Origin of the sequence: Gillisia mitskevichiae (assembly GCF_003634585.1) — a bacterium.
In the GTDB taxonomy this organism is placed as follows: domain Bacteria; phylum Bacteroidota; class Bacteroidia; order Flavobacteriales; family Flavobacteriaceae; genus Gillisia; species Gillisia mitskevichiae.
Window position 1 is genome coordinate 372,000 of the sequence record NZ_RBLG01000002.1, and the last position, 23,483, is coordinate 395,482.

Annotated in this window: 24 protein-coding genes; 17 read left to right on the forward strand and 7 right to left on the reverse strand. The window is 32.6% G+C overall.

The window, feature by feature from the left end; translation table 11 throughout:
* Window positions 1–9: 9 nt before the first annotated feature.
* Complete coding sequence (locus BC962_RS07375) at window positions 10–363, reverse strand: 4Fe-4S dicluster domain-containing protein (protein ID WP_121345358.1); 354 nt, start codon at window positions 361–363, stop codon at window positions 10–12.
* Between the two features lie 153 nt (window positions 364–516).
* Between BC962_RS07375 and BC962_RS07380 the strand changes: the two genes are divergently transcribed.
* From BC962_RS07380 to BC962_RS07415, 8 genes are all read left to right on the forward strand, one after another.
* Window positions 517–1,575, forward strand: coding sequence for an acyl-CoA reductase (locus BC962_RS07380; protein ID WP_121345359.1), 1,059 nt, complete (start codon window positions 517–519; stop codon window positions 1,573–1,575).
* Between the two features lie 133 nt (window positions 1,576–1,708).
* Window positions 1,709–2,773 (forward strand): 3-phosphoserine/phosphohydroxythreonine transaminase, encoded by a 1,065-nt coding sequence (serC, locus tag BC962_RS07385; protein WP_121345360.1) that lies wholly within the window; start codon window positions 1,709–1,711, stop codon window positions 2,771–2,773.
* A 50-nt stretch (window positions 2,774–2,823) separates the two neighbouring features.
* Window positions 2,824–3,786 (forward strand): D-2-hydroxyacid dehydrogenase, encoded by a 963-nt coding sequence (locus tag BC962_RS07390; RefSeq protein ID WP_121345361.1) that lies wholly within the window; start codon window positions 2,824–2,826, stop codon window positions 3,784–3,786.
* Between the two features lie 127 nt (window positions 3,787–3,913).
* Window positions 3,914–4,531 (forward strand): DUF937 domain-containing protein, encoded by a 618-nt coding sequence (locus tag BC962_RS07395; protein WP_121345362.1) that lies wholly within the window; start codon window positions 3,914–3,916, stop codon window positions 4,529–4,531.
* A gap of 35 nt (window positions 4,532–4,566) precedes the next feature.
* Window positions 4,567–4,995, forward strand: coding sequence for a DUF6146 family protein (locus tag BC962_RS07400; RefSeq protein ID WP_121345363.1), 429 nt, complete (start codon window positions 4,567–4,569; stop codon window positions 4,993–4,995).
* 45 nt (window positions 4,996–5,040) lie between these two features.
* Window positions 5,041–5,349, forward strand: a complete 309-nt coding sequence (locus BC962_RS07405; protein ID WP_121345364.1) for a DUF6787 family protein — start codon at window positions 5,041–5,043, stop codon at window positions 5,347–5,349.
* Between the two features lies 1 nt (window position 5,350).
* The gene (locus BC962_RS07410; protein WP_121345365.1) at window positions 5,351–5,674 is read left to right on the forward strand and encodes a hypothetical protein; all 324 of its coding nucleotides are present in this window, start codon (window positions 5,351–5,353) and stop codon (window positions 5,672–5,674) included.
* A 60-nt stretch (window positions 5,675–5,734) separates the two neighbouring features.
* Window positions 5,735–7,945 carry a TonB-dependent receptor gene (locus BC962_RS07415; RefSeq protein ID WP_121345366.1) on the forward strand — a complete coding sequence of 737 codons (2,211 nt, stop codon included), beginning with the start codon at window positions 5,735–5,737 and terminating at the stop codon, window positions 7,943–7,945.
* 81 nt (window positions 7,946–8,026) lie between these two features.
* On the opposite strand, the gene BC962_RS07420 is transcribed toward BC962_RS07415, so the two are convergent.
* The 3 genes from BC962_RS07420 to msrA are packed head-to-tail and all read right to left on the reverse strand — an operon-like array spanning window position 8,027 to window position 9,527.
* A complete protein-coding gene (locus BC962_RS07420) occupies window positions 8,027–8,332 on the reverse strand; it encodes a hypothetical protein (RefSeq protein WP_121345367.1) in 306 nt (101 codons plus the stop codon).
* A gap of 45 nt (window positions 8,333–8,377) precedes the next feature.
* Window positions 8,378–8,971 carry a GTP cyclohydrolase I FolE gene (gene folE / locus BC962_RS07425; protein ID WP_121345368.1) on the reverse strand — a complete coding sequence of 198 codons (594 nt, stop codon included), beginning with the start codon at window positions 8,969–8,971 and terminating at the stop codon, window positions 8,378–8,380.
* Window position 8,972: 1 nt separating this feature from the next.
* Window positions 8,973–9,527: a peptide-methionine (S)-S-oxide reductase MsrA gene (gene msrA / locus BC962_RS07430; protein WP_121345369.1), complete on the reverse strand. Its 555-nt coding sequence runs from the start codon at window positions 9,525–9,527 to the stop codon at window positions 8,973–8,975.
* Window positions 9,528–9,669: 142 nt separating this feature from the next.
* On the opposite strand from msrA, the gene BC962_RS07435 reads away from it, so the two are divergent.
* A complete protein-coding gene (locus tag BC962_RS07435; RefSeq protein WP_121345370.1) occupies window positions 9,670–12,117 on the forward strand; it encodes a DUF5916 domain-containing protein in 2,448 nt (815 codons plus the stop codon).
* A gap of 48 nt (window positions 12,118–12,165) precedes the next feature.
* Window positions 12,166–12,834 (forward strand): ABC transporter ATP-binding protein, encoded by a 669-nt coding sequence (locus BC962_RS07440; RefSeq protein ID WP_121345371.1) that lies wholly within the window; start codon window positions 12,166–12,168, stop codon window positions 12,832–12,834.
* Window positions 12,835–12,842: 8 nt separating this feature from the next.
* On the opposite strand, the gene BC962_RS07445 is transcribed toward BC962_RS07440, so the two are convergent.
* Window positions 12,843–13,607 carry a TIGR02757 family protein gene (locus tag BC962_RS07445; RefSeq protein ID WP_121345372.1) on the reverse strand — a complete coding sequence of 255 codons (765 nt, stop codon included), beginning with the start codon at window positions 13,605–13,607 and terminating at the stop codon, window positions 12,843–12,845.
* Between the two features lie 255 nt (window positions 13,608–13,862).
* On the opposite strand from BC962_RS07445, the gene BC962_RS07450 reads away from it, so the two are divergent.
* From BC962_RS07450 to BC962_RS07475, 6 genes are all read left to right on the forward strand, one after another.
* Window positions 13,863–15,071, forward strand: coding sequence for a sensor histidine kinase (locus tag BC962_RS07450; RefSeq protein ID WP_121345373.1), 1,209 nt, complete (start codon window positions 13,863–13,865; stop codon window positions 15,069–15,071).
* 61 nt (window positions 15,072–15,132) lie between these two features.
* Entirely contained in the window at window positions 15,133–16,362 is a 1,230-nt protein-coding gene (locus BC962_RS07455) for a GAF domain-containing sensor histidine kinase (protein ID WP_245984103.1), read from the forward strand.
* A gap of 60 nt (window positions 16,363–16,422) precedes the next feature.
* On the forward strand, window positions 16,423–18,339 hold the full coding sequence (locus BC962_RS07460) for a BatA domain-containing protein (RefSeq protein ID WP_121345374.1): 1,917 nt from the start codon (window positions 16,423–16,425) through the stop codon (window positions 18,337–18,339).
* Window positions 18,336–19,598, forward strand: a complete 1,263-nt coding sequence (locus BC962_RS07465) for a dihydroorotase (RefSeq protein ID WP_121345375.1) — start codon at window positions 18,336–18,338, stop codon at window positions 19,596–19,598. The genes BC962_RS07460 and BC962_RS07465 overlap by 4 nt, the downstream gene beginning before the upstream one ends.
* Before the next feature lie 44 nt (window positions 19,599–19,642).
* Window positions 19,643–19,969, forward strand: a complete 327-nt coding sequence (locus BC962_RS07470) for a hypothetical protein (RefSeq protein WP_121345376.1) — start codon at window positions 19,643–19,645, stop codon at window positions 19,967–19,969.
* A gap of 3 nt (window positions 19,970–19,972) precedes the next feature.
* A complete protein-coding gene (locus BC962_RS07475) occupies window positions 19,973–20,632 on the forward strand; it encodes an alpha/beta hydrolase (RefSeq protein WP_121345377.1) in 660 nt (219 codons plus the stop codon).
* Here the strand turns inward: BC962_RS07475 and BC962_RS07480 are convergent.
* Window positions 20,629–21,126, reverse strand: a complete 498-nt coding sequence (locus tag BC962_RS07480; protein WP_121345378.1) for a hypothetical protein — start codon at window positions 21,124–21,126, stop codon at window positions 20,629–20,631. The two genes, BC962_RS07475 and BC962_RS07480, sit on opposite strands and share 4 nt — an antisense overlap.
* On the reverse strand, window positions 21,126–21,887 hold the full coding sequence (locus BC962_RS07485) for an MBL fold metallo-hydrolase (RefSeq protein ID WP_121345379.1): 762 nt from the start codon (window positions 21,885–21,887) through the stop codon (window positions 21,126–21,128). The genes BC962_RS07480 and BC962_RS07485 overlap by 1 nt, the downstream gene beginning before the upstream one ends.
* A gap of 100 nt (window positions 21,888–21,987) precedes the next feature.
* Between BC962_RS07485 and BC962_RS07490 the strand changes: the two genes are divergently transcribed.
* Complete coding sequence (locus tag BC962_RS07490; RefSeq protein ID WP_121345380.1) at window positions 21,988–23,442, forward strand: TonB-dependent receptor; 1,455 nt, start codon at window positions 21,988–21,990, stop codon at window positions 23,440–23,442.
* The last annotated feature ends 41 nt before the right edge of the window (window positions 23,443–23,483 follow it).

Genomic DNA, 23,483 nt, shown 5'->3' on the forward strand with positions numbered 1-23,483 from the left:
AGTTATTAATTAAGAGTCTTGATGCATAAATCTTTGTTTCCCTAAAAGCTCCTCTTCTGTCTCAACGTGGCTATCATCTGGCACACAACAATCTACTGGACATACTGCCGCACACTGTGGCTCATCATGAAAACCTTTACACTCTGTACACTTATCTGGAACTATGTAATAGATCTCGTCACTTATTGGTTCTTGTGCTTCGTTAGCATCTGCTTTCTTACCATCTGGTAGTACAACATTTCCTTCTAGATCTGTCCCATCAGCATATCTCCAATCATCTGCACCTTCATAGATCGCAGTATTTGGACACTCTGGCTCGCATGCACCACAGTTTATACATTCATCTGTTATTATAATTGCCATAACTCTTTTATTAGTAAATTTAAATTGAAATCTATAAATCGCTAGTAATTTGGATTCAAGTTTTCACTGATTTATAGGCGATTTTAATTCTATAACTTTTAATTTCGCCAGCACAAATTTAAAGCCAAAACAATTCATAACCAAATAAGCCTTATGTCAATCGAACTGCGAAAATCACATTTAATAGAACTCGGTAAGTTTTTAAACCAATTTCGAAGAAATGGGATAGAACAGAATGAGGATGTAAAGAATAACGAGGAGTTTTTCGAAGAATTTAAAGAGCAAATAGAAAGAGCTATTCATCACAACGGATGGTTCACACCAGATAATATACTTTTTGCACTGGAAGGCTGGAGCGATTCTCTTAATAGTTCCAATCTAGACAAGTGGCTAAAACCTTATAATTTTGATGCAGTAGAACCAAAAACCGTAGGTATTATTATGGCAGGGAACATTCCTTTGGTTGGTTTTCATGATTTTATTTCGGTTTTAATTGCAGGGCATAAAGTATTGGTAAAGCAATCTTCAAATGATATGAAATTGTTACCTATCCTAGCGAATTACCTTATTTCTTTAGATTCAGATTATAAGAATAAAATAGAGTTCACAGAGAATAGAATGAATGATTTTGAAGCTATAATTGCTACAGGTAGTAATAATACCTCCAGATATTTCGAATATTACTTTGCTAACAAGAAATCCATCATTAGAAAAAACAGAAATTCTGTTGCTATATTAACAGGCAATGAAACTACTGAAGATCTGGTAGCTTTAGGTCACGATATTTTTAGATATTTTGGTTTAGGCTGTAGAAGTGTTTCTAAATTATACGTGCCAGAAGATTATGATATAGATGCTTTTTATAAGGCCCTAGCTCCATGGGCAAGCTTAATGGATCATGCAAAATATGCCAATAATTATGATTACAATAAGGCGGTCTATTTAATGAGTGAATTTAAAATGCTGGATAATGGATTCTTAGTATTAAAGGAAGATCAAAATTTTGGATCTCCTATTGCTACAGTTTTTTATGAAAAATATTCCAATTTAGAAGCATTAAAAGCTACGATCAACAATAATAAAGAAAATCTACAATGTGTTGTTGCTAATAATTTTATGGAGTCAGAAATTCCTTTTGGAAAAACTCAATATCCACAATTATGGGATTACGCAGATAATATTGACACGTTAGAATTTCTAGAGAATATTTAAAAAATATTATTAGAGAAAACTCCTAATAATGTCCGATTTTAAATTTTTTCTTGTGTTTCTAACACGCCAATTATACTTTTAATAACACAATTTCACAGGAACTTTTAGCATCTTTGTTACAAACTACATTTTTATGAAAAAACACAACTTTAGTGCAGGTCCATGTATTCTTCCGCAGGAAGTTTTTCAAGAAGCTTCACAAGCAGTTATAAACTTTAATAACACAGGCTTATCTATACTGGAGATCTCACATAGAAGCAAAGAATTTGTTGCTGTCATGGAAGATGCAAGACAGCTAGCATTGGAATTACTAGGCTTAGAAGGGAAAGGTTATAAAGCTCTTTTTTTGCAAGGAGGAGCAAGTATGGAGTTTTTAATGGTGGCATATAATCTTTTAGAGAAAAAAGCTGCTTATTTAAATACAGGAACTTGGTCTAGTAAAGCAATTAAAGAAGCTAAATTATTTGGAGAAGTTAATGTAGTCGCTTCTTCAGAAGATAAAAAATATAACTACATCCCTAAAGGATATATGATCCCTACAGATGTAGATTATTTTCATTGCACGAGTAATAATACCATTTTCGGAACTCAAATGAAAGTTTTCCCAACTACTCCAAAACCAATGGTTTGTGATATGAGTAGTGATATTTTTTCTAGAGTACTAGATTTTTCAAAATTCGATTTAATCTATGCTGGGGCGCAGAAAAATATGGGACCAGCTGGAACAACTCTAGTGATCGTTAAAGAAGATCTTTTAGGGAAAGTTACAAGACAGATACCTTCTATGTTAGATTATAAGGTGCACATAGAAAAAGATAGCATGTTTAATACACCTGCTGTTTATCCTGTATACGTATCTTATCTTACTTTGAAATGGTTAAAGGCCCAAGGCGGAATTAAAGCAATTGAAGAGAAGAACGAGAAGAAAGCAGCCTTACTTTATTCTGAAATAGATATTAATCCTTGTTTTAAAGGATACACCGCAACTGAAGATCGTTCTATCATGAATGCCACTTTTAACCTTACAGATGAATCTTTAAAAGAAGATTTTGAGGCTATGTTAAAGGAGGCTGGAATAAACGGATTAAATGGTCATAGAAGTGTTGGAGGATATAGAGCTTCTATGTACAATGCGTTATCATTAGAAAGCGTTCAGGTTTTAGTGGACGTTATGAGTGATTTGGAAAGAAAAGCATAAAATTATTTTAGCATAGTAAGCTACAAGAATTTAAAAACAGAAAAGAAAGCATGAAAATTTTAGCAAACGACGGGATTTCGAAAAGTGGTATAAAAGCACTGGAAAATGCCGGATTTGAAGTGATCTCTACAAAAGTTGCTCAAGAGCAATTAGCGAATTTTATAAATGAAGTAAAGATAAACGTATTACTGGTTAGAAGTGCTACACAAGTAAGGAAGGAACTTATTGACTCCTGCCCTAGCCTAAAAGTTATTGGTCGTGGTGGCGTTGGAATGGATAATATAGATGTTTCTTATGCTAAAAGTAAAGGTCTTAAAGTTATAAATACTCCATCGGCAAGTTCAGGATCTGTGGCAGAATTAGTTTTTGCGCATCTTTTTGGAGGAGTAAGATATCTACATGATTCCAATAGAAATATGCCTCTTTCTGGAGATATTCACTTTAAAGACCTAAAGAAAAATTATTCTGCAGGAACAGAACTTAGAGGGAAAACGCTTGGGATTATTGGTTTAGGAAGAATAGGAAAAGAAGTAGCTAGACTGGCACTAGGAATAGGAATGAAAGTTATTGCCAGTGATGATAAAGTTGGTGAAATAGATATCACACTTAAGTTTTATAATGATCAGGTAGTAAATGTTCCTATTAAAACAGAACCAGTAGCAGATCTTATAAAACATTCAGATTTCATAACTATTCATGTTCCTGGACAGGTAAAGGCTATTTTAGGTAAGAAGGAATTTGAACAAATGAAGCATGGTGTTGGTATAATAAATACTTCTAGAGGTGGACTTATAAATGAGGAAGCTTTATTAGATGGCTTAGAGCATGGTAAAGTAGCATTCGCTGGATTGGATGTATATGAAAATGAGCCATCTCCCTCTATAAAGATCTTAATGAATGAAAGAATCTCCTTAACTCCGCATATTGGTGCTGCAACATTAGAAGCACAAGATAGAATAGGAATGGAGTTGGCAGAACAAATAATCGCACTTTTAAAGAGCGAAAAAGTCTAATAACTAGATCATACTAGAATAATCCTTCAAAAATTATATATTTTAGAAGGATTTATTTTTTTTTGATAAGCTCAAGCACCAAGATAAATGTTGTAAATTGAGTGTCTAATTTAAAAAAACGAAAATCATGGCATCTATTTTAGATTTACTGAACACTTCTATGGGCGAAGATTTTATCGCAAAGGCTAGTGATAGTACTTCAGAAAATAAAGACAATATTTCTGCAGCTCTAGGAATGGCATTACCTATTTTATTAGGAGCAATGCAGAAAAACATAAAAACAGATTCTGGTGCAGAAAGTTTAAACAACGCATTAAGTAGTAATAAACATGGTGATGCTTTATTGAGCAACCTAAAATCTGTTAATGCTACAGATATGTCTTCAGAAGGTGAAAAAATTCTAGGTCACTTATTAGGAGGGAAACAAGATATGGTAACTAAGACTATTGGAAGCACTTTAAACATGAAAGAATCCTCTGTGTCTAGTATTATAAAAATGGCAGCGCCTTTACTCATGAGTATTTTGGCTAGTCAAAAAAGCAAAGAAAATGTTTCTTCCTCTGGTTTAGGTGGTTTATTGGAATCTGTTATGGGATCTTCAGGAGCTCATGATGCTTCTTTAATAGAAACATTACTGGATAAAGATGGGGATGGAAGTGTGATCGATGATGTTGCAGGAATGATCTTCGGCGGTAATAAAAAAGGTGGCGGTGGATTGCTTGGCGGAATGTTAGGTGGAAAATAAAATAGGAATAATTTTTGTAGTTTTTAAATGAAAAAATGAAAAATTTAATATACATATTTGTTTTAGGGCTTTTCATCTATAGTTGTAGCGCCACTAAGAACAGGGATTTCAATCAACAAGAAGTCACTGCAAATGCCAATGATACTGTTCGTATTGCAAATGACAGTTTGGAGTATGAAATAATCGTTATTGAACCTGGATTCAATTTATTCATTAATAGTATTGCAAGACCAAGAGGTTATTACACACAATCTTATCTTGAGAATAAGAATAAATTCTTAGTTCAGGAATATAACAGCAGAGTTGCCCAGCCATTCTCCTATAATCCTAATTTATATATTCAAGAAATAAATTATGATAGTTCTGTAGATTACGGCTACGAAGTTAATTATATGCTTTATAATTATTTTGTGTTTTTCTCTAGAGAATATAACCAACGTTTTTCTGTGTCTACACGAATATAAGCTCAAGTTTTTTTTAATTGCACAGTGATGTGATATATTTGCAAAATGAATAAGTTAAAAGAACGTTGGGGAATAGATTCTAATTTTCAACTAATTATTATTTTATTGGTTTTTGCTATAACTGGGTCTTCTGCTACAAAATTAGCAGCGCCAGTATGTGAGTTCTTCGGAATATATCGCGAAACTTCGCCATGGTATATTTTCTGGAGTTTACGCATTCTTTTAATTTTTCCCATCTATCAAATATTACTAGTGCTTTTTGGATGGATCTTTGGCCAGTTTCAATTTTTCTGGACCTTTGAAAAGAAAATGCTTACTAGATTAGGCTTCGGGCGATATTTAAATCAAGAATAATTTGAGTGCTATTCAGAAATATGGATTATTAGGATTAACACTTCTACTGTTACTTCCCTCCTTTCTGAATTTTAGTCATGTCTTTGCCCACGATTTCAATTTTGCTTGTAGTGATCATAGTACTACTCATCTTCATCAATCTACCCTAGATTGTGAATTATGTGATTTCCATCCAAACCCGATAATTTCATTTCATTTTTTTAATTACGATCTAAATGAAATTTCATCGATAAATAAAAAGTTCTTTAATTATTACGAATTTTTAAGTGATTACCAGAAACTATCATTTGAGCTTAGAGGCCCGCCTACTCCCAAACTTACATAGAACATAGTTTTAGCAACATCTTTAAATGTTGTGTTTTTATAATCTCTTAATTCTTAAAAAATGATAAGATCATTCTTAAGTATACTATTTTTAATAGTGTGCACATCTGCATATTCACAAACTACCATTCAAGGTAAACTTATAGACACCGAAACAAAGCAACCTATAATTGGGGGCAATATTTATATTTCAAAATTAGAAAAAGGAACCATCACCAATCTAGATGGAGATTTTCAACTTCATAATATTCCAGATGGAGAATTAAAAATAGTGATCTCCTTTATAGGCTATACAACCAAAACCATCAGTTTTAATGCTCCTTCTAATGATCCATTAATAATTGAATTACAACCTACTGCTATAGAAATGGAGGCAGTAATTGTATCTACACCTTTTCATAAGTTGCAAAGTGAAAATGTAGTTAAGGTTGAAAGAGAATCTTTAGAAGACCTCAAAAAAACTGGGGCTGTTACTTTAGCTGAAGGAATTACACAGATTGCCGGGGTAGAAAGTATTACAACGGGAGCCGGAATTGGCAAACCTGTAATAAGAGGTTTAAGTGCAAACCGAGTATTGGTATATGCACAAGGAGTTAGATTAGAAAATCAGCAATTTGGAGATGAACATGGCTTAGGAGTTAGTTCTAGTGGAGTGGAAAGTGTAGAGGTTATCAAAGGTCCTGCATCTTTGTTATACGGAAGTGATGCCCTTGGTGGAGTTTTATATTTGAATCCTGAGAAATATGCTCCAAAAGACAGTACAACGGTAGATGCAAGTTTAAATTATTTTACTAACTCTATTGGAACTGAAGCAAATTTGGGAATTAAAACATCTGGTGAAAATTGGAAATATTTAGTGCGAGGAAACTATGCCGCACACAGTGATTATGAAACTGGGGATGGGATCCGGGTTACAAACTCTCGTTTTGAAGAGAAAGATCTAAAAGCTGGAATAAGTTTTCAAGACACAAAATATAAGGGAGATTTTAGATATAACTATAATAATACGCATGCCGGGATTCCCGAGGAAATTGGAGAACAGTCAACTTCTAAAAGTACCATTTCACCATACCAGAAATTAGATAATCATATAGCGAGTTTAAGTAATAAATTATTCCTGCAAAATTCAAGCTTAGATTTAAAAGTGGGGTATCTTTTTAATAATAGGAAAGAGTTCGAAGAAGAATCTACAGATCCTGCTTTAGAAATGCATTTAGAGACCTTGAACTACGATCTTAAATACAATGCACCAGTTTGGGGTAATTTTGAAACTATTTTTGGAGTTCAAGGTTTATTCCAAACCAATAAGAACTTTGGGGAGGAATTATTGATTCCAGATGCCTCGATCCGTGATTTTGGAGTATTGGGAACTACACATTATCATTTAGAGAAATTAGATATTCAAGGTGGATTTAGATTCGACACTAGAAATATTAATACTAAGGAAAATGGTATTGCAGGAGATGTTGGATACTTCCAGCCTATAAATCGGGATTTTTCTAGCTACAATGGTTCCTTAGGTATCAAATTTAATTTATTTAATAATGTAGTTACAAGAATTAATGCGGCTTCCGGATTTAGAGCTCCTAACCTGGCAGAACTTAGTTCTAATGGAATACATGAAGGAACTAATAGATATGAAGTTGGAAATGTAGACCTGGAGAATGAACAGAATATTCAGTTAGATCTATCTTTAGAATACCGCAATGAGCATTTTGAACTTTTTGGAAATGCTTTTTATAACAAGATCAATCAATATATATTTATTGCTCCAACAGACGATTTAATTGAGGGAAATAGAGTGTTTATATATACTCAAGATGATGCCAAATTATATGGTGGAGAGGCTGGATTTCATTTACATCCGCACCCTATAGACTGGTTACATATAGAAAGTAGTTTAGAATTGGTAATTGGGGAAAAAGATAATGGAGAAAGTCTCCCTCTTATTCCTGCAACTTCTTTCACTAATACATTAAGAGTTGAGTTAGATAAATTAAAAGGTTTTTCTAATAATTATTCGTTTGTAACTGTAAAAACTACAGGGGCGCAAAATAAGATAAGTGATTTTGAAACAAACACCAATGGCTATTCATTAGTAAATGCTGGAATTGGCGGAACTATATTTATAGATAAATTACCTTTAGAAATAAGAATTAGCGGAAATAATCTCTTTAATAAAAATTACATTGCTCACCTTTCTCGTTTAAAAGCAGATGGAATCGCAAATATGGGGAGAAATATCTCTTTTGATATTCAGACCACATTTTAAATAAAATAATCCTTTTATATAAGAAAAGCCTCCTGATTAATAATCAAGAGGCTTTTTATTTAAAATAAATTTAAAGTGTATTTAAACAATTTCAGCTTCAATAATAATTTCATTTTCCATAGTTTCTTTTTTCCATACGAAAGTATATAACCACATAAGGGTAAAAGAGGGTACGAAATCTGTAAATGGCAATATTTCCTCTATAAATACAAGGACAGAAGCTATTTTTCCTTTTTTTCCAGGATACATCTCAGACATCTGTTTTGCGGCATATGGAGCCCAAGCGATATCTAAAAAAGGACCAACTAATGGAATTGCCATGGTTGCCATACCCACCACATCATACATTAATCCCTTTATTAGTAATTTATTTTTTAAGGTCTTCATCGGTTTTTAAATTTTATACTTGGAATAAAGCAAAAAAAATGCCAATTATTTTAAATCCGAACTTATGAGTTTAAGGAACTCATTTCGTGTTTCAATTTGTTTGAATTGTCCTCTAAACCCAGAGGTGGTAGTAACACTGTTTTGTTTTTGAACTCCACGCATCATCATGCACATATGTTGCGCTTCAATTACAACCGCAACTCCTTGTGGCTGCAAGGTGTTATTTATGCATTCCAAAATATCATGTGTAAGGCGTTCCTGTACTTGCAGTCTTCTCGCGAATACATCTACCACTCTTGGCAATTTGCTTAAACCTACTATCTTTCCATTAGGGATGTAAGCAATATGCGCCTTACCAAAAAATGGCAACATATGGTGCTCACATAAGGAATATACTTCTATATCCTTTACCACTACCATTTCGTCATAGCTTTCGCTAAACATGGCATCATTCAAAATTTTCACTGGATCTGCATCGTATCCCTGAGTTAGAAACTGCATTGCTTTTGCAGCCCTCTCTGGAGTTTTAAGAATCCCTTCACGTGAAGTATCCTCCCCTAATCCGTGGATGATTTGTTTGAAGTTATTGGTAAGATCTTCAGTAACTTCTTCGTTATATTCTTCAAAAAATTGATACATATTATATTTTGGCCTTTTTTAATTTATCAGCAAATAATTGCTGTAATTTCTTGATCTTCGGATCTATAATCACCTGACAATATTGTTGTTGTCTATGATTGGTGTAATATTCCTTATGCTCTACTTCAGCTTCATAAAATGCTGAGGCCTCTGTGATTTCAGTAACAATTGGATCTATAAAAACCTTCTCTTCCCCTAGCCTACTCACGATTTCTAATGCATCAATCTCTTGATCTTCAGAATGATAAAAAATAGCACTTCTATATTGGGTACCTTTATCATATTGTTGTCTATTTAAAGTTGTAGGATCATGTGTACTAAAGAAAATTAATAGTAATTCTTTATAAGATATAACATTTGGATCAAAATGCACTTCAATAGCTTCTGCGTGTCCGGTTCTCCCAGATATTATTTCTCTATATGCAGGATTTTTAATTTGCCCTCCAGTAAAACCTGGAATTACTTTGGCAACTCCCTCTACTCTTTCAAAAACAGCTTCGGTACACCAAAAACATCCACCCGCAAGGGTTGCAATTTTATATTCTATATTTTCCATATTCTACAAATGTTATTTAAAATTTACGAATTAATAAAAAAACAGCATTATTTAACGATTAATTGGGTTATGTTAAAAATAAATGACAATTCTTTTGTAATGTTGTAATTCTCAATATCTCCTATTATTTTATAATTCAAATATGTTGCTTAGAAAAATTTTCATCTTATTTGTCTGCTTCCCTCTCTTTACATTACAAGCTCAAAAACCCATCACTTCAAAAAAATCTCAAAAATCTTACGAGGCACAAAGAATTGGTACTGCCCCTACTGTAGATGGAATTCTAGATGATCATATTTGGAGCGAAATTCCAGATGCTACAGATTTTGTAATGGTAGAACCAGGAGATGGTACTCCAAGTAGAACAACTCATCCTACCATAGTAAAATTGGCTTATGACGATGAAGCTATTTATATAGCAGCTTCTATGATAGATAATGAACCAGAAAGAATCTTACGTCAGTTCACTCAGCGGGATAATATAGAACAATCAGATTTCTTTTTGATAGATATCAACACCTATAATGATGGAGAAAATCAAACGAGATTTGTAATCACATCTGCAGGAGCTATTGCAGATGCTAAGATGTCTGGTAATGATGAAGATTATAGTTATAATGTGGTTTGGGAAGGAGAAATTTCTTTTGATGATAAAGGCTGGTATGCCGAAATTAAAATTCCCTATGCCGCTTTAAGATTTCCGAAAAAAGAAGAACAATTATGGAGTATCCAATTTGGGAGAAATATATTGCATTTAAATGAAGTGTACACTTGGAACTATATAGATAAGTCTATTGGTAAGGATACTCAATATAATGGCTTACTAACAGGAATTAAGAATATTGATCCTCCAGTTAGATTGAGTTTTTATCCTTATGCTTCTGCTGAAGTAGACAATTTTCAAGGAAATACGGAAAGTAGCTTTAGTGCCGGACTCGATTTTAAATATGGAATTTCTGATGCCTTTACTCTGGACGCAACTTTAATTCCAGATTTTGGCCAAACTGCATTTGATAAAGTAGAATTGAATCTTGGACCTTTCGAGCAGGCATTTGGAGAAAACAGGGCGTTTTTCACAGAAGGAACCGAACTATTTACAAAAGGAAATTTATTTTATTCCAGACGTATTGGAGATACTCCAATTGGTTTTAATACTGCACAAGCCAAATTATTAGATAATGAGGTTTTGATAGAAAATCCCGATAAAGCAGATCTTTTGAATGCGGTAAAGATCTCGGGAAGAACAAATAACGGATTAGGAGTTGGCTTTTTTAATGCAATAACCAATGAAACTGAAGCAATACTTCGCGATACCATAAATGGTTTAAATAGGACAGTTGTTACTGAACCTTTTGCCAATTATAATATCGTGGTACTAGATCAGCAATACAATCAAAATTCCTCTATTTCACTTATAAATACCAACGTAACCAGAAATGGACATGCTCGGGATGGGAATGTAACAGGCTTCTTATTTGATATCAATAACAAATCAAATTCCTTTAATTATTCTGGTGAGGCTAAAATGAGCAATGTGAATAAACTGGAACAAAATATTACGGGCTTTGCTTCTTCATTTTCTATAGATAGAACAAAAGGCAATTTTAGATATGCAATTGCACATGAGTTCGCGAATGAAACTTATGACATTAATGATCTTGGCTTAAATTTCACCAATAATTATAATGATTTCCACATAGAGACATCTTATAGAATATTTGAACCAACAAAAACCTTAAACACCTTTAATATTAGATTATTTGCAGATCACCAACGAAGGTATATCCCAAATATTGAAACTTCTTCTAATATAGGCATCAATTATTTTGCGATTAATTTAGAAAGATTTGCTTTTGGAAATTTTATAAAATATACCACAAAAAGGAAAGATTTTTTTGAAGCTAGAAGGGCTGGTAAATTCGTTAAGTATAATGATAATATCATCTTAGATGGCTTTATCTCATCGGATTATAGGAAGAAGTTTGCGCTAGACATCAATGCTAATTATCAAGGTTTCTTTAATTCTGAACAAGATAATTTCACAATTATTCTAAATCCTAGGTTCAGATTCAGCAACAAATTTTCAATGATCTATTCTGTTCAATATTCAGTTTCAAATAACAGAAATAGTTTTGTTGCACTAGAAACTAAAAAAGAGATATTTGGCTTAAGAGATGTACAAAGTATAGAGAATTCTATTCAGGCTAGTTATAATTTTAACACCAAGCAGGCTCTAAATTTAAGTTTCAGAAATTTTTGGTCTGTTGCAGATTTTAAAGAGAACAATTTCAGTATTCTTAAAGAGAATGGAGATCTAGATCCTTATAATTATCAAGTAACTAAGGAGAATGATCCGAATGCTAATTTTAATATTTGGAATTTTGATCTTAGCTATAGCTGGCAATTTGCTCCTGGTAGTGAGGCAATTTTATTATATAGAAACTCTATATTTAATTTTGACAAACAAAGTGATATTCAATTTACTAAAAGTTTACAAAATTTATTCGATCAAGATCTTAGACAAAATCTATCTTTGAGACTCGTTTATTATATAGATTATAACATCGCAAAAAACATTTTTAAAGGCTAATACCATTATTTTTAACCTTAAAACTGAAACATTTAGTTTATTAAAATCATGATCTACGCAAACAATATTCATAAATATTACGGAGACCTCCACGTTCTAAAAGGGGTTAATTTACATATTAAAAAAAGCGAAATAGTATCTATTGTGGGTGCATCTGGTGCGGGTAAAACTACACTTTTACATATTTTAGGCACTTTAGACCAGCCAAATAAAAAATCTGACAGCTCCTTAAAAGTAAATGGAATAGATATTTACTCTCAGAATTCTAAACTGCTTTCCAAATTTAGAAATGAACAAGTAGGCTTTATTTTTCAGTTTCATCAATTATTACCAGAATTCACAGCTTTAGAGAATATTTGTATTCCTGCATTTATTAAAGGTACTTCTAAGGCTACAGCAGAGAAACGAGCTTATGAACTGTTGGAATTCTTAAATTTATCTCCTAGAGCACATCATAAACCAGCTGAATTAAGTGGTGGAGAACAGCAAAGAATTGCGGTTGCAAGATCTTTAATTAATAACCCAGCCGTAATCTATGCCGATGAACCTTCTGGTAACTTAGACAGTGAATCTGCTGAAAATTTACACAAGTTGTTTTTTCAGCTTAGAGAAGAATTTCATCAAACCTTCGTGATAGTAACACATAATGAAGAGTTAGCGAATATGGCCGATAGAAAATTGACGATGGTGGATGGAGAAATAGTTTCGGGTATGTAATCTATGAACTAAAATTTCTCAAAAACTCCTAAGCCAAATAAAGCGAAATCGTATTTCACAGGATCTTCCTTATCCATTTTTCTAAGGGAGAGATCTAACTCGTAAACCGCTTTTGCATCATTTTGTTTTCTACTTAGCAAGCCCAGCTTTCTTGCTACATTTCCAGAGTGCACATCTAAGGGGCAAGATAATAACGATGGGGAGATATTTTTCCATATTCCAAAATCTACTCCTGCATTGTCTTTACGTATCATCCATCTTAAGAACATATTTATCCTTTTTGCTGCAGAACCTTTTAAGGGATCACTTACATGTTTTTCTGTTCTGGGTAAATGATCAATTTCAAAAAAAACAGCTTTAAATTCCGAAATGTTTTTCTGTAAAGATCCATTGGTAGATGGAGCTGAAAATACTGCTTCTAGCCCACCATGATTAAGATAAATGTTTTTAAGGCCTTTAATAAAACTTTTAAAGTCTAAAGCATTAAAGGTTCTATGTACAAAATTATCCAAAGGCTCTAAGTGGGAAACTGAATGATTTATAATAAAATCATAAGGGGAATTCCCCAAGTGATCCATCATCTTATTTGCGTTTTTTAAAATGCTCTTTCTATTTCCCCATGCAATAGTGGCTGCTAAAAAACCCGCAATTTCTATATCTTCCTTCTGTGTGAACTTATGGGGAATACTTATAGGATCGCTTTCAATAAAATTAAAATTATTATATTGAATGACTTTAGAATCTAGAAATTCCTTTAATTCTGTAGGTGACAAATTTGAATGATTAAGATTTTAATAATCCAAATATAAAGTTTCGATATCAAAAACTATCATTTATAAAATTTTTAGTGCTTATGCATTTGTGTCGGAGAAATGATTAGATATGCTTCAAATAGGCAGCAATTCCTCATTAAAATATTAATGGCATCATTATTGGAAGATTAGCACTTAAGGCGAAATTTAATATTTCATTAACTTTCGCTGTTAAAACATGTATACTAATAAGATTCCAACCAAGATCAAATTTATATGATTGAAGCTTTACTACCTGAGAATGAATTAGCAAGGATTACATCCCTAAATGACCTTCAAATTCTAAACTCTGGAACAGAAATAAATTATGATAATATTGCATACCTCGCATCTTATATCTGTGAAGTTCCAATTTCGTTAATAACACTAGTTGCAGAAAACAAGCAATGGTTTAAAGCTAAAGTAGGAACAGAATTATGTGATACAGATAGAAATGTCTCCTTTTGTTCTCATGCTATTTTACATCCAGATGAGATCATGGAAGTTAAAGATACTCACCTAGATCATAGATTTGTAGATAATCCACTTGTAACCTCAGATCCTAATATTAGATTCTATGCGGGTATGCCAATTAGATCTGCGGAAGGAGATGCTCTTGGAACTTTGTGTGTTCTGGACAAGAAACCTCATTCTTTAAATGACAAACAGAAGGAAGCTCTAAAAGCCTTAGCTAAACAAGTTGAGAACTTATTCGATCTACGTCGCCAAAATCTTGCTTTAGAGAAAGTTAAAAAGGAATTAGGAACAAAAAATAATTTACTTAAAGAATTTGCTGGAACTGTATCTCACGATATGAAAATGCCTCTTGCAAATATGATAATAACCTCGGATCTTCTAAAAGCTAAATACGGAAATTTATTAGATGCTACTGGGCTTAACTATCTTACTTATTTAAAACAATCCTCTTTTAGATTAAGCAATTATATTACAGATATTCTTAATCATTACGAAAGTGATACTTTATTAGATTCTCATACTGAAGATTTTGATCTACAGGATGTTTTAGAACAGATCATAGATCTATTAAATATAAAATTTGATTGTGAGATCAATTTGCCTGAAGATAATTTAATTGTTCACTGTAATAGAGCCGCATTTCAACAGATATTTTTTAACCTTATTGGAAATAGTTTAAAATATAACAATCAAGAGAAGATCGTTATAGATGTAACGGGGATAGAAAAGAACGGTTATTATTATTTTTCCATAACAGATAATGGGATTGGTATTCCTGAAAATAAGCAAGAAGCTATTTTTGAACTATTTACCATTGTAGAAGAATCCGATAGAAGTGGTAACCGTGGAAACGGAATTGGGCTATCTACCGTTCAAAAATTAGTACACAATTTGGGAGGAGAAATCTCAGTGAAATCTGTAGTAAATAAAGGAACAACCTTCAACTTTACCATTAAACGTGCGCTATAGTTAAAAATATCCTTGATTTTCAGTAAAATAGCTGAGAAAAATTTCCTATTATTGACTATAATTGATAACTGTAGTAGAAGCAGGGAGTAATATGGAGCAAAAAACAGCGTTTAATGAAAAAATACGTCAATCTATTTTAATAGATTACAATATTTCCAAAACGACTACTGAAGAAGATTTTAATCAACTTACCTTTTTGGCATCAACTATCTGCCATGCCCCTACAGCATTTTTAAGTATAATAGATAAGAATCATGTTTGGCTTAAGTCTAAAACAGGAATAAACATAGATGAGATCGAGCGAAAAAACTCTTTTGCTCAACTCACTTTAGAATCTAAAGAACAACAATATTGTTTAAATTATTCTGAAAACCCTCAGGTCTTTGAGGAAGCTAAAATCCATTATCAAGAACTTTATAAATTCTATATAGGCATTCCCTTAAAGAATGCTCAGGGATATATTATTGGGGTTTTAAGTGTTTTAGACACTAAAGAACGTCAATTAAAGAAACATCAAATTGAAGGTTTAAAAGCTCTAGCAAACCAATGTGTGAAGTTGTTCGAGTTTGCTAAGCAAAATAAAAAGTTTAGTATTGTTCAGCGAAAGCTTAAACAGAAATATCAGGAATTAGAGAAATTTGCAAGTGTAGTTTCCCATGATATAAAGTCTCCTCTGGCAAATATTATTTCCCTTACAGAGTTACTTAAGGTTGAAAATCAGGGTAAATTTGATGATGAAACCACTCAATATTTAAATTATCTAAATGAATCTTCTTATTCTCTGCGGAATTATGTAGATGGAATTTTGAGCTTTTATCGAAGTGAACATATTTTAGAGAAGGATTACGAAAATGTAGATCTTCATAATCTTCTTAGCGGAATAGCTCATTTATATGATGTTGCAAACGATGTGGAAATAGATTTCCCTGAGACAGTAACCTTACATCATGTAAACAAAGCAGCTCTTACACAGGTTTTTCTGAATTTAGTAACCAATGCCTTAAAATATAATAGTAAAGATCACAGGAAGATCCAGATCACCTTTAAAAAGACTGAAACTTTCTATCATTTTGCGGTGATAGATAATGGAGATGGTTTTTCTGAAGAAAACTCTAATAAGATCTTCGAGCTTTTTACAACGCTAGACACTAATGATCGTGATGGTAACCCAGGTAGTGGTATTGGATTAGCTACTGTAAAAAAACTTATAAATAGTATGGGAGGAAATATTAAGGTTAGTTCTACTCTAGGAGAAGGAAGTAACTTCCAGTTCACTATTAAACGAGTTTAGTACAGCTTAATTACAGTTATAAAAAGCTGTTTTATATATTTGATAAACAATTAAATATTCATGCAGTTTTATCACCCAGAGGTTTTATACGCGCTTGTACTGCTGATTATTCCTATACTTGTTCATTTATTTCAACTTAGAAAATTTCAAACCGAATATTTTACCAACGTAAAATTTTTGAAGCAACTAAGCCTTCAAACCCGTAAAAGCTCAAGGATAAAAAAATGGTTGGTACTTACTACTAGGTTATTTGCGCTTGCCTCTATCATTTTTGCGTTTTCTCAACCCTATTTTCCTTCAAATATCCCAAATTCTAAAAATGTAGAAACTGTTATTTTTCTAGATAATTCGTACAGCATGGAAGCAAAAGGAAAAAAAGGGAAACTATTAGAGCGTAGTGTACAGGAATTATTAGAGAATGAATTTTCCAATAAGAACATTAACTTATTCACTAATTCTGAAGAGTATAAAAATCTAACTAAAGAAGATCTACAAAATATAAAATATACTGGAGATCGATTAGATTTTAAAACTGCATTATTAAAAGCAACAAGTAGTTTTTCTAAAGACACTAATACAATAAAGAAATTCCTGTTGATTTCTGATTTTCAACAAAATTTCGGGTTCATAAGAGAGAATTCAGATCCAAAGATTGATATTTTTACCTATCAGCAATTTCCGGAGAGAAAACAGAATATACAAATAGATACTGCATTTCTCTCTTCTGAGACAATGGATTCCATGATCCTAAATGTTACCCTTAGTAGTTCTGACAACAACTCTCAAACTTCATCTGTTTCACTTTACAATAATGATAAATTATTAGGTAAAACGAGCGCTAACTTGGAGCCAAACTCTAAAGTAAATCTTAGTTTTCCAATAAATGAATTGGAAATCCTACAGGGCAAGATCCAAATTGATGATAACGGACTCTTATTTGACAACACCCTCTATTTCTCCTTAAACAAGACTCAAGCTATCAAGGTGTGTAGTATTAATGGGGTGCAGAGTGATTTCTTAAAACGCATTTATACAGCTCCAGAATTTAATTATTCCAGTTTTTTAGATACTTCCATTAATTACAATTCTCTAAATGATGCAGATGTTATCATTATAAATGAAATTCCAGAACTAAATGAGGTTTTAGCTTCCACCCTTTTCAAATTAAATTCGAAAAACAAAGTTTTTATTATCATCCCATCCGCAGAAAGATTGGGATCAAATTTTATCAATTTTTTAAAGAAACTTGGAATTTCAGGTTTTAACCAATTTCAGGAACAAGAGAAATTTATAACAAGTATAAAATTTCAACATCCATTATATAAAGGTGTATTTGATAAGCAGGTTAAAAATTTTGAATTCCCAAAAGTGCAGTTCAATTATAATTTAGGCTCTGGTTCTAATACTATTTTAACGCTTCAGGATAACCAATCATTTTTAATGCAAAAAGGAAATTCATTTATATTTTCTGCACCATTAAATTCAAAAAATTCAAATTTCATTCAGTCGCCTCTGGTAGTTCCCACTTTTTACAAGATGGCTATTTCAACAATTAATCCTCCAGCTCTCTACAACTATTTAGGAATGGAAAATAAGATAAGCTTACCAATACCGGTTTCTAATGACGAGATCGTAAAATTAAATTCAGGCAAAATATCTTTTATTCCCCAACAAAGAAGTTTTGATGGAAAAATAGAGATTACCACTAACGAATTGCCTCAAAACCCAGATAATTATTCTGTAGAATTAAGAGATACTCCACAAATGGCCATTAGTTATAATGTTTCCAGAGAGGAAAGTAAGATGGTATATGATGAATTGGGTAGCAATAAAAATGTCCAACAGTTACAGGATCTAAAGGAATTTTTTATTTCTGAAGGCTATGCAACTGAAAAGAATGCTTTTTGGAAATGGTTTGTTACTTTTGCTCTGTTATTTTTAATAATTGAAACATTACTTCTAAAATATTTTAAATGAAGCTACTCCTAAAAGCTGCCAAGATAATAGACCCAGGCTCTAAATACCATCAAAAAAAGGTAGATATTTTAATTGAAGGAGGAATAATTAAAAAGATTGGTGCTTCTCTAAAAATTATGGAAGTAGATAAGGAGATCGATCTAAAAAATCTTCATGTTTCTAAAGGTTGGTTTGATAGCAGTGTGAGTTTTGGCGAACCGGGATACGAAGAACGAGAAACCATTATAAACGGACTTTGTGTTGCGGGAAAAAGCGGATTCACTCAAATTGCTCTTAACCCCGGAACCTACCCGGTATTAGATAATAATAGTAGTATAACTTCAGTAAAATCTAAAGCTGAAAATAATGCTGTACAAATATTCACAATTGGTGCCCTAACCAATAGATCTGAAGGAAAAGATCTGGCGGAATTATATGACATGCATCAAGCTGGAGCAATTGCATTTGGAGATTATAAAAAGTCCATCGCTCATCCAAATCTTTTAAAGCTTTCCTTACTTTATGCTCAAAATTTTGATGGACTTGTACAATCTTTTCCGCAGGATGATCAAATTGCCGGTTATGGATTAGTGAATGAAAATATTAATAGCACCTCTCTTGGTTTAAATGGAATCCCTGCTTTAGCAGAGGAATTACAAATAATTAGAGATCTTTATATTTTAGAATATACTGGCGGAAAATTACATATTCCAACCATTTCTACAGAAAAATCGGTAAAATTAATCAAGGATGCTAAGAAAAGAGGTTTAGATGTAAGTTGTAGTGTAGCAATACATAATTTGATCTTTACTGATGATGAATTGGTAGAATTTGATACTCGCTTCAAAGTATTACCTCCTTTGAGAACCAAGGCAGATATAAAAGCTTTACGAAAAGGAGTGTTGGATGGAACTATAGATATGGTCACTTCAGATCATACTCCTATTGATGTTGAACATAAAAAAGTGGAATTTGAACATGCTTTATACGGTACTATTGGTTTAGAAACAGCTTTTGGCGCACTTTCTTCAATCTTCAGTTTAGATGAGACTATAAGTATATTAACCAAAGGAAGAGCTCGTTTTAAACTTCCAGAATTAGAAATTAAAGAAGGGGTTCAAGCCAATTTTACCCTCTTTGATCCTGAAGTTCAAAGTTCTTTCCATAAAGAAGACATACATTCTAGTTCCAAAAACAGTATGTTCCTAGATTTTAAGATGAAAGGAAAGGTTTATGGAATTATAAATGGAGCCAGATCTATCATGCCAAGTATAGGTTAATTGCATATTTTTGTAATTCATCGATCAAAAAAAAATATATAATCATGAATAACACCATCGAAAACGGAAAATCTGCAGCAATTGTAGCATATCTAACAATTATTGGAACTATCATAGCATACTTTATGAACAACGATACTAAAAATAGTTTCGCTAGTTTTCATATTAGACAAGCCCTGGGAATCCATATAACCTATTTTGTTTTAGGAGCTTTTGTAAGTATTTTTGATAGTTGGATGGTTTCTTATTCTTTCTGGATCTTTATTATAATTCTTTGGGGATATGGTTTAGTTACTGCAATTCAAGGAGAACAAAAAGAAGTTCCGTTATTAGGAGCGCAATTTCAAAAATGGTTTAGCACAGTAAATTAAAAAATGACTACAATACCCCTTTCTCTCACACATCTGGTAAGACCTTCCTCTATAACTTCTGGTAATGCTCCAGTATTAATAATGTTGCACGGATATGGTAGCGACGAAAATGATCTATTTTCGTTTGCCAGCGAATTACCAAAAGAATTATTAATAATTTCTGCAAGAGCGCCTTATCAACTACAACCTCAAGGAAATGCATGGTATGCTATAAATTTTGATGCAGTTCAAGGGAAATTTAGCGACAATGAACAAGCAAAAGAATCCCGAATTGCTATTTCTAATTTTATTGATGAAGTGATAGAAAACTATCCGGTGGATAAAGAGAATCTAACGCTATTGGGATTTAGTCAGGGAACAATATTGAGTTATGCGGTTGCATTGAGTGAGCCTTCTAAAGTGAAAAATGTAATCGCATTAAGCGGATATATAAATACTGAAATAATTACTCCAAGGTTTAAGGGAAATGATTTTTCCAGGCTTTCTATTTATGCTTCACACGGTAGTCAAGATCAGGTAATCCCGGTTTCTTGGGCAAGAAAAGCACCAGAATTATTAAAGGAATTAGGAATTAAACATACCTATTCTGAATTCCCAGTAGGACACGGAGTGCATCCTCAAAATTTTTCTGAACTTAAAAAATGGTTAGAAGATCGTCTTTAATCTTGCGGATAAAGAAAGGATTTATCGGTATTCATAATTAAATTCTTGTTTTCATCCAACTCATAAGAAATAAGGATCTCTCCCCAATAAGTACCATCAGTAAAATCTGCAATGATCCATTTGTGATTTAAGATCTTTACTTTATTAATACGCATATTGCCTTCCATTCCTGCAAAAGGAACTAGGTCGTTATCTTTAGCTGCTCTGTTCCTTCCTATAATTTCATCTTCAATAGCTTGAGAAAGTTCTTTGGAATCTATACCAGAGCGCTCAAAATAAGAAATAGCTTCTTCATTTTCAGCAAGAGAAAAGTAATTTAAATTCAAGTTCTCGCGTTCTAATTGCTCTTTCTCTTTCTCTAGTTCCGTAACTCTCTCCTGAAATTTTTCTATTTTTTCCTCTTTTGCATCAAGGATCTTCTTATCATTCACATAAATGAATATCGTGAATAAAAACATGAATATTAATAGATAAGAAATTATTTTACTTCGCATTAAATAGTGATTTTTAAGTTGTCGTATGCCAAAAATACATTTTTAGGCAACGTTGCTTGGATCTCTTCATGAAATCCGAACAAATGGCTTATATGGGTTAGGTAAGCTTGCTCTGGGTTTACTTCAGCAATAAATGCCAAAGCTTCGTCTAAATTAAAATGAGAATGATGTGGTTCTTTTCTAAGTGCATTTATCACCAACACCTTTACTCCTTCAAGTTTCTCTATTTCCTCTGGCTCTATTGTTTTAACATCGGTTAAATATGCAAAATCATTCAACCTATATCCAAATACTTGTAGCCTATTATGCATAGCGTTAATAGGTATAATAGGCAGTTTTTTAAAATAAAAAACTTTATTCTCAATTTCATTTATCTGGACACTCGGTGCCCCTGGATATTTATCGTTTTCGTTTAAAATATACTCAAATCTCTTATGCAGATTATTTAAAACTCTGGAATGTGCGAAAATTGGAATATCACCTTGTTTAAAGAAAAATGGACGAATATCATCTAAGCCAGCAGTATGATCGTTATGTTCGTGAGTAAATAGAATAGCATCCAGTTTTACCACCTTATTAGTTAACATTTGGGTTCTAAAATCTGGCCCACAGTCAATTAAAATGGTAGAACCCTCCCATTCTATAAGAACAGAAACTCTTAATCGTTTATCTTTTAGATCGGTACTTAAACAAACTGGATGTTCGCTTCCAATAACTGGGATTCCTTGTGAAGTTCCTGTACCTAAAAATGTAATTTGCAAGCCTGTTATTTTAAGACAAAAGTAAGTATAATTTTTTTTCTACAGGCTTCTGTTTTACTACCTTTGCTCCCAGCAACCCTTTTCTTAAAAAGATAAAACTATGCCCATTACCATTATGGGGGACCGTGAGTTTGAAAACGTTCCTTCAATTAAAAGTAAAGCTTTACGAATAAACCTAAATGAAAATATTTACGGCACATTTGCTGAAATAGGTGCAGGACAAGAGACTGTAAGGAATTTCTTTAGGGCTGGTGGAGCTTCAGGTACTATTGCAAAGGCGATGAGTGCATACGATAAAGATTTTAGTGATGCTATTTATGGTGTAGAAGACGATAAAAGATATGTTACTGAAGCCAGGTTAAAGAAAATGCTTTCTTATGAGATCAATTTAATTGAAGATAGGATCTCTAGGGAAAAACATCCAAATAAATTATTCTTTAGTTATGCCAACACTGTGGCAACTATAGATTTTGCTAAGAAGTATAAAGGGCATGGATGGATAGGTATTCGTTACCAAGTAGATCCAAATGAAGAATATAATGAAATAAGTCTACATATACGTTTTCATGAAAATGATGCTAGACTTCAGCAAAATACTTTAGGAATTTTAGGAGTTAACCTTATTTATGGGGCATATTACAAGTACGATAATCCTAAAAAATTACTTCGATATCTTTATGATCATATAGATAAAGATCAAATTGAAATAGATACCATCAACTTTTCAGGGCCAAGATTTGAAAAAGTAGATAATAGATTAATGAGTCTTCAATTGGTGAAAAATGGCATGACCGATGCGGTGATGTTTGCACCAGACGGTAACAATATTCTCCCGGCCAGAATACTTTACAAAAAGAATATTCTAGCTTTAAGAGGAAGTTTTAGACCTGTTACTAATGTAAATATGGATATGTATAAAAGGTCATTAGAACTTTTTATACAAGAAAATAAAGTTGAAGAAGAAAACACAGAGGTTATTTTCGAAATCACCCTTTCTAATTTACGAGCGGAAGGTGAGATCGATGAGAGAGACTTTATGGATCGTGCAGAATTACTTTGCTCCTTAGGGCAAACCGTAATGATCTCTAATTTCCAGGAATACTATAGAGTTGTTGAATATTTCTCTAGGTATACCAAAGAAAGAATGGGGCTTGCAATGGGAGTGAATAACCTGATCGATATTTTTGATGAAAAATACTATCGCCACTTAAGTGGAGGAATTTTGGAGGCTTTTGGTAAATTATTCTTTAAAGACCTTAAAGTTTACCTCTACCCTCTTAAGGATCCTGAAACAGGTGAGATCATTACAAGTGAGAATCTAAAAGTACACCCTCGTATGAAGGAATTATTTAAATTCTTTAAATATAACGGGAAAGTGGTAGATATTGAAGGCTATAATCCAGATATATTAGATGTGTTCTCTAGAGAGATCCTACAAATGATTAATGAAGGTAAAACGGGCTGGGAAAATATGTTGCCAGAGCGTACTGCAAGCATGATAAAAGATCAAAAACTGTTTGGATATAAAGAGCATTCCCTTCAGGATAAATCTTAATAATTTAACCTTATAACTATAAAAGCCAGATAAATATTTAT

Coding starts and splice junctions, on each gene's coding strand:
- BC962_RS07470 (WP_121345376.1), top strand. CDS start 19,643: ATGAATAACACCATCGAAAACGGAAAATCTGCAGCAATTGTAGCATAT.
- BC962_RS07480 (WP_121345378.1), bottom strand. CDS start 21,126: ATGCGAAGTAAAATAATTTCTTATCTATTAATATTCATGTTTTTATTC.
- BC962_RS07490 (WP_121345380.1), top strand. CDS start 21,988: ATGCCCATTACCATTATGGGGGACCGTGAGTTTGAAAACGTTCCTTCA.
- BC962_RS07395 (WP_121345362.1), top strand. CDS start 3,914: ATGGCATCTATTTTAGATTTACTGAACACTTCTATGGGCGAAGATTTT.
- BC962_RS07465 (WP_121345375.1), top strand. CDS start 18,336: ATGAAGCTACTCCTAAAAGCTGCCAAGATAATAGACCCAGGCTCTAAA.
- msrA (WP_121345369.1), bottom strand. CDS start 9,527: ATGGAAAATATAGAATATAAAATTGCAACCCTTGCGGGTGGATGTTTT.
- BC962_RS07440 (WP_121345371.1), top strand. CDS start 12,166: ATGATCTACGCAAACAATATTCATAAATATTACGGAGACCTCCACGTT.
- BC962_RS07415 (WP_121345366.1), top strand. CDS start 5,735: ATGATAAGATCATTCTTAAGTATACTATTTTTAATAGTGTGCACATCT.
- BC962_RS07375 (WP_121345358.1), bottom strand. CDS start 363: ATGGCAATTATAATAACAGATGAATGTATAAACTGTGGTGCATGCGAG.
- folE (WP_121345368.1), bottom strand. CDS start 8,971: ATGTATCAATTTTTTGAAGAATATAACGAAGAAGTTACTGAAGATCTT.
- BC962_RS07475 (WP_121345377.1), top strand. CDS start 19,973: ATGACTACAATACCCCTTTCTCTCACACATCTGGTAAGACCTTCCTCT.
- BC962_RS07420 (WP_121345367.1), bottom strand. CDS start 8,332: ATGAAGACCTTAAAAAATAAATTACTAATAAAGGGATTAATGTATGAT.
- BC962_RS07400 (WP_121345363.1), top strand. CDS start 4,567: ATGAAAAATTTAATATACATATTTGTTTTAGGGCTTTTCATCTATAGT.
- BC962_RS07405 (WP_121345364.1), top strand. CDS start 5,041: ATGAATAAGTTAAAAGAACGTTGGGGAATAGATTCTAATTTTCAACTA.
- BC962_RS07435 (WP_121345370.1), top strand. CDS start 9,670: ATGTTGCTTAGAAAAATTTTCATCTTATTTGTCTGCTTCCCTCTCTTT.
- BC962_RS07380 (WP_121345359.1), top strand. CDS start 517: ATGTCAATCGAACTGCGAAAATCACATTTAATAGAACTCGGTAAGTTT.
- serC (WP_121345360.1), top strand. CDS start 1,709: ATGAAAAAACACAACTTTAGTGCAGGTCCATGTATTCTTCCGCAGGAA.
- BC962_RS07460 (WP_121345374.1), top strand. CDS start 16,423: ATGCAGTTTTATCACCCAGAGGTTTTATACGCGCTTGTACTGCTGATT.
- BC962_RS07450 (WP_121345373.1), top strand. CDS start 13,863: ATGATTGAAGCTTTACTACCTGAGAATGAATTAGCAAGGATTACATCC.
- BC962_RS07390 (WP_121345361.1), top strand. CDS start 2,824: ATGAAAATTTTAGCAAACGACGGGATTTCGAAAAGTGGTATAAAAGCA.